The sequence below is a fragment of the Pseudomonas sp. BE134 genome, assembly GCF_031456105.1.
In the GTDB taxonomy this organism is placed as follows: domain Bacteria; phylum Pseudomonadota; class Gammaproteobacteria; order Pseudomonadales; family Pseudomonadaceae; genus Aquipseudomonas.
This window is the reverse complement of record NZ_JAVDUA010000010.1, coordinates 76583-91082: the sequence shown is the minus strand read 5'-3', so window position 1 is coordinate 91082 and position 14500 is coordinate 76583. Positions and strand designations below refer to the sequence as shown.

At 58.6% G+C, this 14500-nt stretch carries 13 protein-coding genes and 2 pseudogenes; 6 read left to right on the top strand and 9 right to left on the bottom strand.

The features are described 5' to 3' along the window. Window positions 1–143 precede the first annotated feature (143 nt). Window positions 144–1505, top strand: a complete 1362-nt coding sequence (locus J2Y56_RS10800) for an MFS transporter (protein WP_310350066.1) — start codon at window positions 144–146, stop codon at window positions 1503–1505. Window positions 1506–1538: 33 nt separating this feature from the next. Next, on the top strand, window positions 1539–2894 hold the full coding sequence (gene gudD / locus J2Y56_RS10795) for a glucarate dehydratase (RefSeq protein ID WP_405046849.1): 1356 nt from the start codon (window positions 1539–1541) through the stop codon (window positions 2892–2894). A 275-nt stretch (window positions 2895–3169) separates the two neighbouring features. On the opposite strand, the gene J2Y56_RS10790 is transcribed toward gudD, so the two are convergent. From J2Y56_RS10790 to J2Y56_RS10770, 5 genes and pseudogenes are all read right to left on the bottom strand, one after another. Next, a complete protein-coding gene (locus tag J2Y56_RS10790; RefSeq protein ID WP_150781771.1) occupies window positions 3170–3352 on the bottom strand; it encodes a hypothetical protein in 183 nt (60 codons plus the stop codon). Between the two features lie 82 nt (window positions 3353–3434). Further along, window positions 3435–4328, bottom strand: a complete 894-nt coding sequence (locus J2Y56_RS10785) for a LysR family transcriptional regulator (protein ID WP_310350064.1) — start codon at window positions 4326–4328, stop codon at window positions 3435–3437. A 94-nt stretch (window positions 4329–4422) separates the two neighbouring features. Then, window positions 4423–5085 (bottom strand): annotated as a pseudogene (locus tag J2Y56_RS10780) (alpha/beta hydrolase); the annotation flags it as partial. Beyond that, a pseudogene (locus tag J2Y56_RS10775) lies at window positions 5070–5418 on the bottom strand (flavodoxin); the annotation flags it as partial. The pseudogenes J2Y56_RS10775 and J2Y56_RS10780, both read right to left, overlap by 16 nt. A 422-nt stretch (window positions 5419–5840) precedes the next feature. Next, on the bottom strand, window positions 5841–6851 hold the full coding sequence (locus J2Y56_RS10770) for an NAD(P)-dependent alcohol dehydrogenase (protein ID WP_310350142.1): 1011 nt from the start codon (window positions 6849–6851) through the stop codon (window positions 5841–5843). Between the two features lie 175 nt (window positions 6852–7026). Between J2Y56_RS10770 and J2Y56_RS10765 the strand changes: the two genes are divergently transcribed. Next, window positions 7027–7941 carry a LysR family transcriptional regulator gene (locus J2Y56_RS10765; protein WP_310350062.1) on the top strand — a complete coding sequence of 305 codons (915 nt, stop codon included), beginning with the start codon at window positions 7027–7029 and terminating at the stop codon, window positions 7939–7941. A gap of 63 nt (window positions 7942–8004) precedes the next feature. On the opposite strand, the gene J2Y56_RS10760 is transcribed toward J2Y56_RS10765, so the two are convergent. Together J2Y56_RS10760 and J2Y56_RS10755 are read right to left on the bottom strand one after the other, a co-directional pair. Further along, on the bottom strand, window positions 8005–8367 hold the full coding sequence (locus J2Y56_RS10760; RefSeq protein ID WP_150781778.1) for a DUF6124 family protein: 363 nt from the start codon (window positions 8365–8367) through the stop codon (window positions 8005–8007). Between the two features lie 425 nt (window positions 8368–8792). After that, window positions 8793–9590: a helix-turn-helix transcriptional regulator gene (locus J2Y56_RS10755; protein ID WP_310350061.1), complete on the bottom strand. Its 798-nt coding sequence runs from the start codon at window positions 9588–9590 to the stop codon at window positions 8793–8795. A gap of 120 nt (window positions 9591–9710) precedes the next feature. On the opposite strand from J2Y56_RS10755, the gene J2Y56_RS10750 reads away from it, so the two are divergent. The 3 genes from J2Y56_RS10750 to J2Y56_RS10740 all read left to right on the top strand — a co-directional run bounded on the left by J2Y56_RS10750 (window position 9711) and on the right by J2Y56_RS10740 (window position 12956). After that, window positions 9711–10526 (top strand): carbon-nitrogen hydrolase family protein, encoded by an 816-nt coding sequence (locus J2Y56_RS10750; protein ID WP_310350059.1) that lies wholly within the window; start codon window positions 9711–9713, stop codon window positions 10524–10526. Window positions 10527–10643: 117 nt separating this feature from the next. Beyond that, a complete protein-coding gene (locus J2Y56_RS10745; protein ID WP_310350140.1) occupies window positions 10644–11753 on the top strand; it encodes a polyamine ABC transporter substrate-binding protein in 1110 nt (369 codons plus the stop codon). A gap of 81 nt (window positions 11754–11834) precedes the next feature. After that, window positions 11835–12956, top strand: coding sequence for a P1 family peptidase (locus tag J2Y56_RS10740; protein ID WP_310350138.1), 1122 nt, complete (start codon window positions 11835–11837; stop codon window positions 12954–12956). Window positions 12957–13029: 73 nt separating this feature from the next. Here the strand turns inward: J2Y56_RS10740 and J2Y56_RS10735 are convergent, their stop codons facing one another. Together J2Y56_RS10735 and J2Y56_RS10730 are read right to left on the bottom strand one after the other, a co-directional pair. Further along, window positions 13030–13464 carry a GFA family protein gene (locus tag J2Y56_RS10735; protein ID WP_310337800.1) on the bottom strand — a complete coding sequence of 145 codons (435 nt, stop codon included), beginning with the start codon at window positions 13462–13464 and terminating at the stop codon, window positions 13030–13032. A gap of 52 nt (window positions 13465–13516) precedes the next feature. After that, window positions 13517–14458 (bottom strand): carbon-nitrogen hydrolase family protein, encoded by a 942-nt coding sequence (locus tag J2Y56_RS10730; RefSeq protein WP_310350057.1) that lies wholly within the window; start codon window positions 14456–14458, stop codon window positions 13517–13519. Window positions 14459–14500: the final 42 nt, after the last annotated feature.

Sequence of the window (14500 nt, the reverse complement as noted above, 5' to 3'; positions counted from 1 at the left end):
TCCCGCCAAATGGCGCTTGAAATGATAGCGCTATCTGTTTAATGATAGCGCTATCGTTGTACGACAACCTACAACGACACATGACGGATATCGTCGACCTGACCGGTCTACCCGCACAAAAATAATTCGTGGGAGCGTCAACCATGCAAGAACCCAAGCAAACCCGCGTCCGCTATTTGATCCTGCTCATGCTGTTCCTGGTGACGACGATCAACTATGCCGACCGCGCCACCATCTCCATCGCCGGCTCCAGTATTCAAAAAGACCTGGGGCTGGACGCCGTGACTCTCGGCTACATCTTTTCAGCGTTTGGTTGGGCTTATGTTCTGGGCCAGATCCCGGGCGGCTGGCTCCTTGATCGCTTCGGCTCAAAGAAAGTCTACGCCGGGAGTATTTTCACCTGGTCACTGTTTACCCTGTTGCAGGGTTATATCGGCGAATTCGGGATCTCCACCGCCGTGGTGCTGCTGTTTCTGCTGCGCTTCATGGTCGGTCTGGCGGAAGCGCCTTCGTTCCCGGGTAACGCACGGATCGTTGCCACGTGGTTTCCGACCAAGGAACGCGGGACCGCGTCAGCCATCTTCAACTCGGCGCAATACTTTGCGACCGCACTGTTCGCACCGCTGATGGGTTGGATCGTCTACACGTTCGGCTGGCAGCACGTGTTCATCGTCATGGGCGCCTTGGGCATCGTGTTCTCGCTGATATGGCTGAAGGTGATCTACGGGCCAAAGGACCACCCGAAGGTCAACGCCGCCGAGGTCAAATACATCGCCGACAACGGTGGACTGGTCGACCTGGAAGATTCGAAAGCGAAAAAGGACAGTGGCCCCAAGTGGGATTACATCCGTCAGCTTCTGACCAACCGCATGATGATGGGTATCTACATCGGTCAGTTCTGCATCAACGCCCTTACCTACTTCTTCCTCACATGGTTCCCGGTTTATCTCGTACAAGAACGCGGCATGACCATTCTGAAGGCCGGGTTTATTGCGTCGCTACCGGCCATCTGCGGCTTTCTGGGCGGTGTCCTGGGTGGCGTGATTTCGGACACGTTGCTGCGTCGCGGCAACTCTCTGAGCGTGGCACGCAAGACCCCCATCGTGTGCGGCATGTTGTTGTCGATGAGCATGATCATCTGCAACTACGTCGATGCTGACTGGATGGTGGTGTGCTTCATGGCGCTGGCGTTCTTCGGCAAAGGTATCGGCGCACTGGGCTGGGCCGTCGTGTCGGATACCTCGCCGAAGCAAATCGCAGGCCTGTCAGGTGGCTTGTTCAACACCTTTGGCAACCTGTCTTCGATCTCCACGCCGATCATCATCGGTTACATCATTGCCGCCACCGGCTCTTTCAAAATGGCTTTGGTATTTGTGGGTGCCAACGCGCTGGTCGCGGCCATCAGCTACCTGTTCATCGTTGGCGAAATCAAACGTATTGAACTCAAAGGCGTGACTGACAGCCCCGTTCCCGCCCCGGCAACCACCGTGAAACACGCAGGCTAATTACCCCCCCAACTACAAGAAAGGTATGAACGTATGGACGCTTTGAATCATCCCCAGGCAACCACCGGTGCACCTGTAATCACCGACCTGAAAGTCGTTCCGGTGGCGGGACATGACAGCATGCTGCTCAATTTGAGCGGTGCTCACGGCCCGTTATTCACGCGCAATATTCTGATTCTGACGGACAGTTCGGGTCACGTCGGCGTCGGTGAAGTGCCGGGCGGTGAAGGCATCCGCAAAACGCTGGAGGATGCCCGCGACTTGCTGAGCGGCCAGTCAATTGGCAACTATCAAAGTCTGTTGAACAAAGTCAGAAACGCCTTCGCCGACCGCGATGTGGGTGGTCGCGGCCTGCAAACATTCGATCTGCGCATCGCAGTGCATGCCGTGACGGCAGTGGAATCAGCCTTGCTGGATCTTCTGGGTCAGCACTTGCAAGTGCCTGTCGCGGCACTGCTGGGCGAAGGGCAACAACGCGATGCCGTTGAAATGCTGGGTTACCTGTTTTACGTCGGCGACCGCAACAAGACTGACCTGGGCTATCGCTCGGAACAGGATGCCGATAACGAATGGTTCCGCCTGCGCAACGTAGAAGCACTGACTCCGGAATCGGTGGTTGCGCTTGCGGAGGCCGCCTATGAACGTTACGGCTTCAAGGATTTCAAACTCAAAGGCGGCGTGCTTCGAGGCGAAGACGAAATCGCCGCCGTCACGGCATTGGCGGAACGCTTCCCTGATGCACGCATCACCCTCGATCCAAACGGCGCCTGGTCACTGAAGGAAGCCGTGGCCCTGTGCCGCGATCAGCATCACGTTCTGGCCTACGCCGAAGATCCGTGCGGGGCTGAAAATGGCTATTCAGGTCGCGAAGTGATGGCCGAGTTCCGCCGCGCCACGGGCCTGCGCACTGCCACCAACATGATTGCCACTGACTGGCGCCAGATGGGGCATGCGATCCAGTTGCAATCCGTCGACATCCCCTTGGCCGACCCGCATTTCTGGACGATGCAGGGATCGGTTCGTGTGGCACAGATGTGCAAGGAATGGGGGCTGACGTGGGGCTCTCACTCGAATAACCATTTCGATATCTCGCTCGCCATGTTCACTCACGTCGCAGCCGCTGCCCCCGGAAACATTACCGCCATCGATACCCACTGGATCTGGCAAGACGGTCAGCGCCTGACCAAAGAGCCATTGCAGATCAAAGGCGGTTTAGTGGAAGTACCCAAGAAGCCGGGCCTGGGCGTCGAACTGGACTGGGACGCGCTGATGCAAGCCCATGAAGTCTACAAAACCATGGGCCTGGGCGCCCGCGATGATGCTACCGCGATGCGTTATCTGGTGTCGGGTTGGGAGTTCAACAACAAGCGTCCGTGCATGGTTCGCTGATCCCGTCGTTTCAATGGCCTGCCTCAATCAGAGGCAGGCTTACTAACCTCCCCTCTGGTGACGACGGACTATCCGGGGCCAGCACTTCAATCGAAACCCTCCCCTGCCCCGTAGCAGCTGCCGAGCCTGCGAGGCTGCGTCCGGCCGCGCAGCGGTCGTGAAATCAGGCGACGCGGTGGTTCAGGTAAAACCGAGTACACGGGTTTACGACCGCTGCGCGGCCGGACGCAGCCTCGCAGGCTCGGCAGCTGCTACAAACACAGGTGCTAAGCGCTTTATTTTGTCTTATCCGTGGGTGTGCAGAGGGTGTGAATCTGGAACTGAACCCCTCCGAGTGATTCCTTGATCTGATCGGCTGCGTGCTGACACGCCTCCATACTCTTGTATTCGGCATGGTCGACCGCTGTCGCGGGTTGTGCACCGTTGGTGCCGAGAATGACCCAGAGAATGAAGTTCATGATGCCCCCGTCTTACTATGTAGGTGATTGAGTCTAGCCATAGATTGATGCCTGCCGCCAAAGCACCTTAATGATTGACTGCTCAGCGCTCATAGCGCAGCGCATCAACCACTACCCCAAACGCTGACGAGTGCTCACGGCGGTTAGGGTAGTAGAGATGGTAGCCAGAAAAAGGTTGGCACCAATCCTCCAGTACCCGCACAAGACTTCCGTCGGCAAGCTCCTTGGACACCATATCTTCCGGCAAGAAACCCAACCCGCAACCCGCCACGGCAGCGCGCAGGATCGGCCCACTGCTGTTGAACGTCCATTGCCCTTCGACACGCGCTTTCAGTTCGTGACCGTCTTTTTCAAAATCCCATTGCATCAGGCTTCCATGGGTGGGCAGTCGCAAATTGATGCAATTGTGTGAGGCCAAATCACCCGGTTCCTTCGGAAAAGGCTGCTGTTTGAAATACTCAGGTGATCCCACGACTGCGATTCGCAACGACGGACCGATCGGCACGGCAATCATGTCCTTGGCCACTTGATCGCCCAGACGCACTCCTGCGTCGTAACGCTGCGCGACAATGTCGGACAGGGCGTAGTCGACGGTGATTTCGACCTTGATATCCGGGTAATCGGGAAGCACCTTTAAAAGCTTGGGCCAAAGTGTGTTGTTCGCCGCGTGTTCGGAGGCTGAAATCCGCACGTTGCCGGCCGGGGTATCACGAAACTCGCTGACGGCGGCCAGTTCAAGTTCAATTTCTTCAAACCGTGGCGCCATGGAGTGATATAACCGCTGGCCTGCCTCGGTGGGGGATACGCTGCGCGTGGTTCGGGTCAGCAGCCGAACGCCAAGCCGTGTTTCCAGAGCGCGCATTGTATGGCTCAGGGCGGACTGCGAGACGCCCAGCTGTGCGGCGGCGCGGGTGAAGCTGCCTTCGCGGGTGATGACCACGAAGGCTTGCAGGTCGTTGAGATTGGCTCGGGGCATTGATGAGAACCTCTCATGAGGAGCACGGGATCATCCCATGTAATCAGCGGCGAGCATTTGAAACCCTCTCCATTTGTGTCAAATGAACAGCGAATTACAGGGTTCTTGCGTAGAACCCTGTCAGCTTGCCGACAGCGGCGTCGACATACTGGGGCACCCAGTAGGTTTCGATATGTGTTGCGCCGTCGATAATGAACAATTCCTTGTCCTGAGTGCCCGTGGCTTTGGGGAACGCATCCTGGGTCATGTACAGGCTGTCGGCCTTGCTGCCCGCGATCATCAGTAACGGCTGATTAATCAGTTCGATCTGTTGGGTGGCGTCGAAGCGCATCAGGTCCAACAGGCTGCTCGTGGTGTATTTGAAGGTCGAACGAGGGTGCGCGTGCGTCTTCCAGTAGTACTCGTAACCCTGGCGATACAAGTCGAACGGCAGTTTGGCGATCTGCTCGTCGGTGAGATTGGCATCCCCTGAGTAGAGCACTTCGCCGCCGGCCGCTTCCTGGGCGCGGGCTGCGGAAGCCTGTTGCAGGCGTTGTTGAATCGTGTCCAGTTGAGAGTCGTTGTAGCCATTTCGACGCACCCGTCCCGAGTTGAACATGCTCACCGTCGCCACCGACTTGAATCGCTTGTCGGTTTGCGCTGCGGCCAACGAATAGCCACCACCGCCGCAGATGCCGAGCAGGCCCAGGCGTTTCCCATCAACACCCGCGTACTGTGTGATGAAGTCCGCCATGCCGTGGATATCTTCAATGCGGTTAACACAATGTCGTAGTCGGCCATTTGCCGAACCTTGTTTTCCAGGGCGGGTTCGAAACCGCTCGCGCTCCTGGCGTGCCTGCTCCACCGTTTCCAGGTAATCCTCGGGGAAGTTCTTCGCCGGGCGGATTTCAAAGAGATCCGCACGCAGACCTCGCTGGATGAGACCCGCCACGACACGGGTATTGCCGGAGCGGGAGAAGTACGCCACGAGGATGCGCGAACCCGAGCGAGGCGCTTCGTCGTTGTTTACCGTGCCGGCCAATGCCAGAAGTGGTGCGCTCGCGAGCGCAGCGACTACCGTGCGGCGAAGCGGATCATGCTCGTTGCTCACTGCGATTCTCCCTCCACGCCCGACACGGAAAACAGGATTTGGTGCACTCAGGGCGTGCAATGCCGCTGTTCAAACATTAAGCGAGCTAAGGGATGGGCACTAGACGGGTAAATCGGCAAGGGTTCATGAGTTACATTCATCAGTCTGGTCGTGGCGCGTGAATTCAGTACTGAGATGACCGGGCGCGCGACCAGCCATATCGGCTAATGCCGATCAGTTAAGCCTTAACGCGAACCGTAGCAGCTGGCGAAGCCTGCGTTCGGCTGCGTAGCAGTCGTGAAATCAGCCGATGCGGTGTTTCAGGCAGACCGCAAACTCATGTTTTACGACTGCTACGCAGCCGAACGCAGGCTTCGCCAGCTGCTACAAAGTGCGGTTCGGCTGAACTGATGGACATAAGCCCATCAGCGCCGTCAACAGTCTCAAGCGATTTTGATGACAACCTTCCCAAACGCCCCTTTCGCGAGATGCTCGTAAGCTTCTCGTGCTTGCTCGAATGGATACACCTGGTCGATCACAGGACGAATCTTGTGTTCATTGAGGAACGTATTCATCCGGTCGAACGATGAGCGCGGCGCCACGGCGATACCGCGAATGGTCGTCTGGCGGAAAATGAGTGGCATCAGATTGAGTTCAACGGTCTGCCCGGTCAAAAAGCCGATCTGCGCAATCCGCCCGGATGCCTTGGTCGCTGCGACCGATTGATTGATGCCGTTGCCACCCGCCACATCGAGCAGCAGATCCACGCCCTTGCCTTCGGTCAGCTTCAGCACTTCGTCCGCCCAGTTCGGCGTCGTTCTGTAGTTGATTCCCGCCACGGCCCCCAGCCCCTTCACGGTTTGCAGGTTCTGGTCGCTACTCGACGTTGCGATCACCTTCGCGCCAAGCGCGGTAGCGATCTGCACGGCAAATATGGACACACCGCCAGTGCCTTGAACCAACACGGTTTGCCCTGGCTGAATGTGTCCAAAGTCAACCAACGAGTACCAGGCCGTGAGCGCAGCAATCGGCAGTGTTGCGGCCTCTTCGTCGCTCATGTTGTCTGGCGCAGCCACGGCGCTGTCTTCGTGGATAATCATGTATTCGGCCAAACCGCCAGGCAACGGCGAGCCGAAGCAGTAATCGGGTTCGTTGGGGCCTGGCTCGCCATCCAGCCAACGGGAGTAAAGATGCGAGTTGACCCGGTCACCGATATTGAAGCGCGTTACGCCGTCACCGACCGCCACCACGGTGCCGGCTGCATCGCTCACCGGGATCAGTGACTTGGGCACCTTATGCGGCTCATAGATGCCATCAACAATAGCCTTGTCGCGAAAGTTGAGCGAGACAGCGCCAACCTTGACCAATAGCTCACCGCCCTGTGGTTGCGGGGTCGCGACCTCTCCCAATTGCAGGTTGTCGAGTCCGAAATCTTTCAATAGCCAAGCCTTCATCATGAATCTCCAAATGCACGTCTATGGGCCGCAAACCGGAATCGGTTCTGCCTGGGGCACATCTTTCGCTTTTGGCGCCGCGCAATAAATGCGCAGAAAAAGACATGATTGTTCTATTCTGAGATAACAATCATTTTGAGCTCCGTGAGTCAGTCGGGGCCCGCATGGAAACGTCATGGACCTGCTGCAATCGATGCGACTGTTCGCCAGGCTTGCTGAACTTGGCAGCTTCACTAAAGCCGCCGAGTCGCTGGACATCGGGCGGCCTCAGGTCACCCGTTACATCCAGGAGCTGGAGACGTCACTGGGCGTGCGCCTGTTCCAACGCACCACGAGAAAGGTGGCGCTCACCGCCGAGGGCGAGCGGTTCTATGAGCGGGCGCAGGAAATTCTCGGGGATATATCTGCCGCGACCTCGATGTTTGATCGCACCGGCGCAACACTCGCGGGCCGACTTCGCGTCGATATCCCGACCGCATTCGCGCAAATGGAATTCATCAAAAGCCTGAAAGAATTCACCGCCACCTACCCCGGTATCAACATGGTCCTGGGCGTGACCGATCGAGCCGTTGACCTGATTGGTGAAGGCATCGACTGTGCGTTGCGTATCGGTGATTTACCGGACTCGACCTTGATCACCCGCCCGGTCGGAATGGCAACCATGGTGACGTGCGCAGCGCCCGAGTATCTGCACGAGCACGGCGAACCCGAGACACTCGACGATCTGGTCTCCCATCGGGGCGTCAACTTCCTGTCCGGTCAAAGCAACAGGACTTTGCCCTGGCACTTTTCGGTCAAGGGTCAGGATCGAACGTTTGTCAGTAACGCAGGTATTACCGTCACCGGGTCGAATGCGTACGTTCAGTGTGGCGTATCGGGCTTCGGAATCATCCAGGCGCCAGGCATCACTGTGGCCGAGCATTTGGACAGTCGCGCATTAGTGGAGATTCTAAGACCCTATCGGCCAGCCCCTCGACCAGTGTCGGTGCTGTACCCAAGCCGGACGCACCTGGCGCCGCAGGTTCAGGCTTTTATTGAATGGCTGCAAGAGCGCTTTGCGCAGGTTCATTCCGACTGGCTGGAACGATAGGCGATCTTGGGGCCGCAATCGGTAGTAACCCGTACTGATCCGATTACGGCCGAGGCTGTGTACTTACTCCTTCAACTCAACCTTATCCAACGCCTGATTCACCGCCAATTCCCCCAACATCACCACTTGCGTAATCCCCAGCAACGTCTTGCGATGCGAGTTCTCCAATAGCGCCGCGAAATTGCTGAGCATGGTGGTGGCCGAGCCCAGTGATTCACTGGCGTTGGCCAGCAGGGATTCGGTGTCGTACTTGGGGTTGGCGAGGAACATGGGTTCGGGTTCGTTAGTGCTGGCCATGATGTGGGCCGCCGGGTTGAGGTAGTGGTCGAGGGCGCGTTCGGCGGCTTCGTGGAATTTTTTGGAATCGAGGGATTCGTAGGGCGATGCCGGATCGGTGTCCGGTGGGTTTGGCGTTGGTTTGAACATAGATGAAACTCCGATGCTACTTAATTGGAGCCATCACCCTCTCGCTACCAAACGGAGGGTGGCGGCCATACGAAGGTTGGTAGACCGGGCATCGGAACCGGCGCCCCCGAAGGAGCCCTGCGCATGGCCACCATAAAACGCAGTCCTGACAAAGGACCGCCGAAGGTGACGCTATGCGTCGATGCTGAGGGTCTACCAAACCCATCACTGTTATTCAGCGACGAGAACACGATAGAACCCAGGTCATAGACGCACAAGCCGGCGGATTCTGTCTTACCCGTAGGCGATGACGCAAGGCGTTGTAGCCTCTGGGTGGTAACAGAAGGCTTCGTTTAAACAGATGAGATTTTTGTTGTTTAAGCGCCCGCAAATCGAGGCAAATCACTCGCTGAATCAAGTCCGAAACTCGCCCAAACACGAAGACTTCAACTCTGCGCATTCAGAAACAGCGAGAACAGCTCGGACTGGGATTTAATCCCCAGCTTGCTGTACATGTGCTTGCGATGGACCTTCACCGTCTCGGCGGAAATCGCCAGCTTGCGCGCGATCTCTTTGTTCGAGCAGCCGCTGAGCATCAGCCGGCCGACTTCCAGTTCCCGGGCGGAGAGCGGCGTCTCCAGCTGTTTGTCAGTAGAGTCCAGCCAGTTCTGCCAGCTTGGCGTCGGCAACACGTTCTGCTCAAGTACCTCCCGCTCGAATGCCATGCGCTGACGCATCAGGGCGGCGACCCACGGCTGAATGAGCGTGAGCAAGGCGATCTGCTCCGGGCTGAAACGGGCCTCGCTTCCCAGTGACAGGCTGAGGGTGCGCTCCGCGTCGAGCTGGACGTTGATATGGACTTCGTCGGCAACGATATTGAGGCGGAAGTAGCGTTGGTAGTAGTCGGTCTGCTCGAAGCACTCCGGCGCCACGTCGGCCAGCCAGAACAAACCGTTCTGCGGTGCTTCCCGGTTGGCCAGGTAAAAGGGATCGAGCAGATACAGGCCTTTGAGGTAATCCTGAAAGAGCGGGTCTGGCCCACCCTCCTTGCCCGGGCATTCTGCGAGCACCTGCGGGCGACCATTGCTGAGAATCAGCACGACCCAACTGTCCACCGGAATGTATCGATCCAGCAGACGCACCAGGGCCAGCCAGAAACCGGGCCGGTCAAGCCCCTCAATCAGCCGGCCCATTGCCTGGTGCCAGGACATGTCCTGCAAGGTAATGCTCGTGACTCTACCCATACGGGGTTACCCCATCGATGTGATTACTTTCCGTTTTACGGCTCTCCATACTTCATCCAGCCCTGGCAGGTGCTGTTCAGTTTGGCGATGGCGAGCCCACAACACGTTAAAGGATCACCGATGAAGATTGAACTCGTACAACTTGGCGGTCGCGATGGCGATACCGCTTATAACCTGGAGCGTACCTTGCAGGCCATCGCTACCTGCGAAGTGGATACCGATCTGCTGATTTTTCCAGAGACCCAATTGATGGGCTTCGCCAGCGCGCAACAGCTGGCCGAAGTCGCCGAGCCCCTGGACGGGCCAAGTGTCCAGGCCGTGCTGCGCGCCGCACGCGAACAGAACGTCGCGGTGGTGGTTGGCATGGCTGAGAACGACGGCGGCATCTTTTACAACACCTCCCTGCTGATAACGCCACAAGGGATCGCCTTGCACTATCGCAAGACTCACCTTTGGCCGTCGGAACGCGGCCTGTTCCAGCCGGGAGACCGCTATGCCACTGCGCTCTGGAAAGGCGTGCGTGTCGGACTGCTGATTTGCTACGACATTGAGTTGCCGGAAAGTGCGCGAGCCCTCGGCCAACTCGGCGCTGAACTGATCCTGATCACTAACGGCAACATGGATCCCTACGGCCCTGTCCACCGCACCGCGATCATGGCTCGTGCCCAGGAAAACCAGGCCTTCGCGGTGATGGTGAATCGAGTCGGCGACGGCGATGAAGGCCTCGTGTTCGCCGGTGGGAGTGCCGTGATCGATCCCTTCGGGCGAACCTTATTCGAAGCAGGACGCGAAGAGTGCCGTCAGGTGGTAGCGCTTGATCTGGACCTGCTGCGCACCGCCCGCCTCGACTACGACTACCTCAGTGACCGCCGCCTGCTCCTTAACGGCGAACAACTTGAGCACGGTGATGGTCGCCGTGAATGGCTGATCCCCTGAACCACAGCGATTGTTCCGGCCTGATTCGATTTTGATCCAACCACAACAAAAATTCACACACTAGCAGGAGCAGTGCCCGTGTCCCTGGACCCGGCACTCATGCTCTGGAGCATCCCGATGAAATCGACTCGCTACATGCCCTTCGTCCTGGTCACGCTGTTCAGTGTCGGCCTGGCCTGCGCCAAGGCCGACGAGCCTGCCAAATCCAGCGTGCACATCTACAACTGGTATGACTACATTGCCCCGAACACGATGAAAGACTTCGAGAAAGAAGCGGGCATCAGCGCTGTGTACGATGTGTTCGACAACAGCGACGTCATGCAAAGCAAACTGATGGCCGGCCGCAGCGGCTATGACGTCGTGGTTGCCAGTGGCGACCTGCTGCCGAACCTGATCAAAGCGGGCGTGCTGAAAAAACTGGATCGCTCGAAGTTGCCCAACTGGTCCCACCTCGACCCCGACATCCTCGCCAAATTGCAAAGCAACGATCCCGGAAACAGCTATGCCGCCCCCTATCTGTGGGGTACCACGGGCATCGGTTATGACGCGGACAAGGTCAGATCGATACTCGGCCCGGATGCGCCAGTCAATTCCTGGGACCTGATTTTCAAGGAAGACAATCTGGCCAAGCTGAGTCAATGCGGCGTGGCCATGCTGGATGCCCCCAGCGAAGTCATTCCCATCGCGTTGCATTACCTGGGGCTGCCTTATAACAGCCAGAACCCGGAGGATTACAAAAAAGCCCAGGAACTGCTGCTGAAACTGCGGCCCCATATCGTCTACTTCGATTCCTCCAAGTTCATCTCTGATCTGGCCAATGGCAACATCTGCGTCGTGCTGGGCTGGGCCGGTGGTGTCGCCGATGCGCAAAAGGCCTCCGAGCTGGCCGGCAACCATCGCAAGCTCGTCTACAGCATTCCCCGCGAAGGTGCCCCGGTGTGGGTGGAGAGTCTGGTGCAGCTCAACGATGCACCGAACCCGGAGCAAGGGTTGGCCTTCATCAACTACATGCTGCGCCCCGAAGTCATCGCCGAGTCATCCAACTACCTGAGCTATCCGAACGCCAACAAGGACGCCACCGCGCTTGTCGAGCAGAAAATCCGCGACAACCCGGGTGTGTATCCGACCAAGCAAGTGCTGGACACGCTATTTCCGCTGGAACCACTGCCGCTGAAGCTGGAGCGCGTGCGCACCCGCGCGTGGAACACGGTCAAGACCGGCGCTTGATGGGCAGACGCTGTTCTGCTCATGACTGACCAAGCCCCGTCCTGAAACCAATCAAACAAAAGAGAGATCATGAAAATGACGATGAAACCGCGTGCCCGCGATCTGAACATTCAGTTCGGCCAACTGCCACCCGGCCCGCTCAATGCCATCACCGATGTGCCCGGTGTACGGGTCGGCCACAGCAATGTGCGAGGACGCACCGCCAGCGGCCGCGACATCCTGACCGGTGTCACTGTTATCGAACCGCGTGCCGGTTCCACCAGCCAGCAACCATGCTTTGCCGGCGTCCATGTGTTGAACGGCAACGGCGACGCCACCGGTCTGGAGTGGATTCGCGAGGCGGGTCTGTTGACCAGTCCCATCGCCTTCACCAACACCCACAGCCTGGGCGTGGTACGCGATGCGCTGGTGGTGCTGGACCGTGAACAGCAGCCAGATGACGGGCGCCTCTACTGGAACATGCCGGTGGTGCTGGAGACCTTCGACGGCCTGCTCAACGACATCAACGGCTTCCATGTGAAGAGTGAACATGTGGCCGAGGCCCTGCGTTCGGCCAAGGGCGGGCCGGTAACGGAAGGCGCCGTCGGCGGCGGTAGCGGGATGATCTGTCATGAATTCAAGGGCGGCATCGGCACTGCATCACGGCGTCTGAGCAACGCACAGGGCGGCTGGACCGTTGGCGCCATCGTCCAGGCCAACCACGGCATCCGTAACGAACTGCGCGTCGACGGCTACCCGGTCGGACGCTACATGGAACAGGTCGACTCGCCGTTTCTCAAGGCTTCGCTGCCGCACCCAGGCATGGGTTCGATCGTCGTTTGCCTGGCCACCGATGCGCCGTTGCTACCGCACCAATGTACGCGCCTGGCACAACGCGCCAGCCTCGGCCTCGCCCGCACCGGTGGTGGTAACGAAGACCATAGCGGTGACATCTTCATCGCCTTCGCCACCGGTAACCGGGTGCCGCCGGCCGCCTATGAGAGTAAGCGCGCGCCGACGACCGACAACCTCAGCATGGTCAACAACGACCACATCAGCGAGTTGTTCCTGGCCGCCACCGAAGCGGTGGAAGAAGCCATCATCAACGCCTTGCTGGCCTCCGACACCGCCGAAGGCAACGGCCATGTCGTATCGGGCCTGGATCGCGAGACGCTGCTCAAAGCCTTGCATCAGGCCGGCTGGCCAGGAGCGGCGAATGGCTAACTGATCCAGCGGTGTCGAGGTGGTATGCCGGTTTCGCGTGCATGCCACCTCGATCAGTAAAAGCGTGCTGGCACTATTCGTCCATGCTGACACCCGATCCCCCTAATTCCTGGGGGACATCCTTCAGCTTGGGCAATCCATCCTTGATGTGCAGCACGGTCTCCTGATAGTGGACGTGAACGCCTGGCGAATACGCGAGATCCGGGATGAGCGCGGCATACACGTCGATAAGCCCCATCCCCGGGTGTTCGGTGAAGAGGTGCCCGCCGCAGTGCTTGCACCATTTGCGATAACTCTGCGGAGTCTTGTTGTAGGTGCCAATGCTGTCTGCCCCCCGAGTGACTTGCACCGCGCCGGGTTTCCACAGCGTGAAGGCATTGACCGGCCCTGCTGACCAATGCCGACACGACTCGCAATGGCAATAACCCATGGCGGCCGGTTCACCGCTGACGGTGAACTCGACTGCACCGCAAAAACAACTGCCTGTGTACGACCTTTGAATGCTCATGGAATGACTCCTTGATCAGTGGTTACGCATACCGCCCATTCGCTGCCGCAAGTCAGCCGTCGATGTAGCGCACCGCTGTCGCCGGCGTGCGTCGAACCTGCAGTTCGAAAATGTCAGGACGTGCATAGTGCCCGGTGACGTCGAGCGCCCTCCTCGCTGGCGCCACGACTGAGACATCGATGTCCGCATACAGAATGCCTGCCTCTCGGTGTAACGGACCGGCCACGATGCGGCCTTGAGGGTTGACAACCACCGAGTCGCCGTCGTTGATCCACTCTTGCGGATCGGGAAACAGTTGCATGCGAGCCGGAAAGTCATCGGGAATGTCGCTGCCGCGAAGCAAGGTGCCGCTGCCAAGCACCCAACAGCGGCCTTCGAGTGCAATGTGGCGCATCGTGCTGATCCAGCCATCGCCACTGTCATACGTGGGTGCGATGTAGATCTCCACCCCTTGGGCATACAGTGAATAGCGTGCCAGCGGCATGTAGCTTTCCCAGCAGATGAGTGTGCCAACACGGCCGACCGGTGTATCGACCGTGCGCAACCCGCTTGCATCACCGAAGCCATGCACCATGCGCTCGGGATTGGTTGGCATCAGCTTGCGGTGACGGTTGCGCACTTCGCCGTTCGTACCGATAACGACTACGCTGTTGTAGAGCGTGCCGCCGCCATTGCGCCGCTCGCATTCATTGATGCCGCAGACGATCGTCACGGCGTGAGCGCGGGCGGCCTCGCACAACTCGCTCAGGTCACCGTTCGCAATATCGACGGCGTTGGCCAGGAGCCGCGCATGCAACTGGCCCATTAAAGCCCCGTCCCTTCCCGCCGCCAGCCGCCAGATCCATGACGGGTAACCTGGAATAAACTGTTCGGGTAAAACGATCAGCGAGGCTCCCGCCGCAGCGGCCTCAGCGACCGATTGCACGGCTCGGGCGATCGTCGCGCTGCGATCGAGCAGCACGGGCGGTCGCTGAATGATGGCTATCGTGGTCATGACGTTCTCCTGTGGCGTTGGGCTATCGAGGGCTTCAGCGTG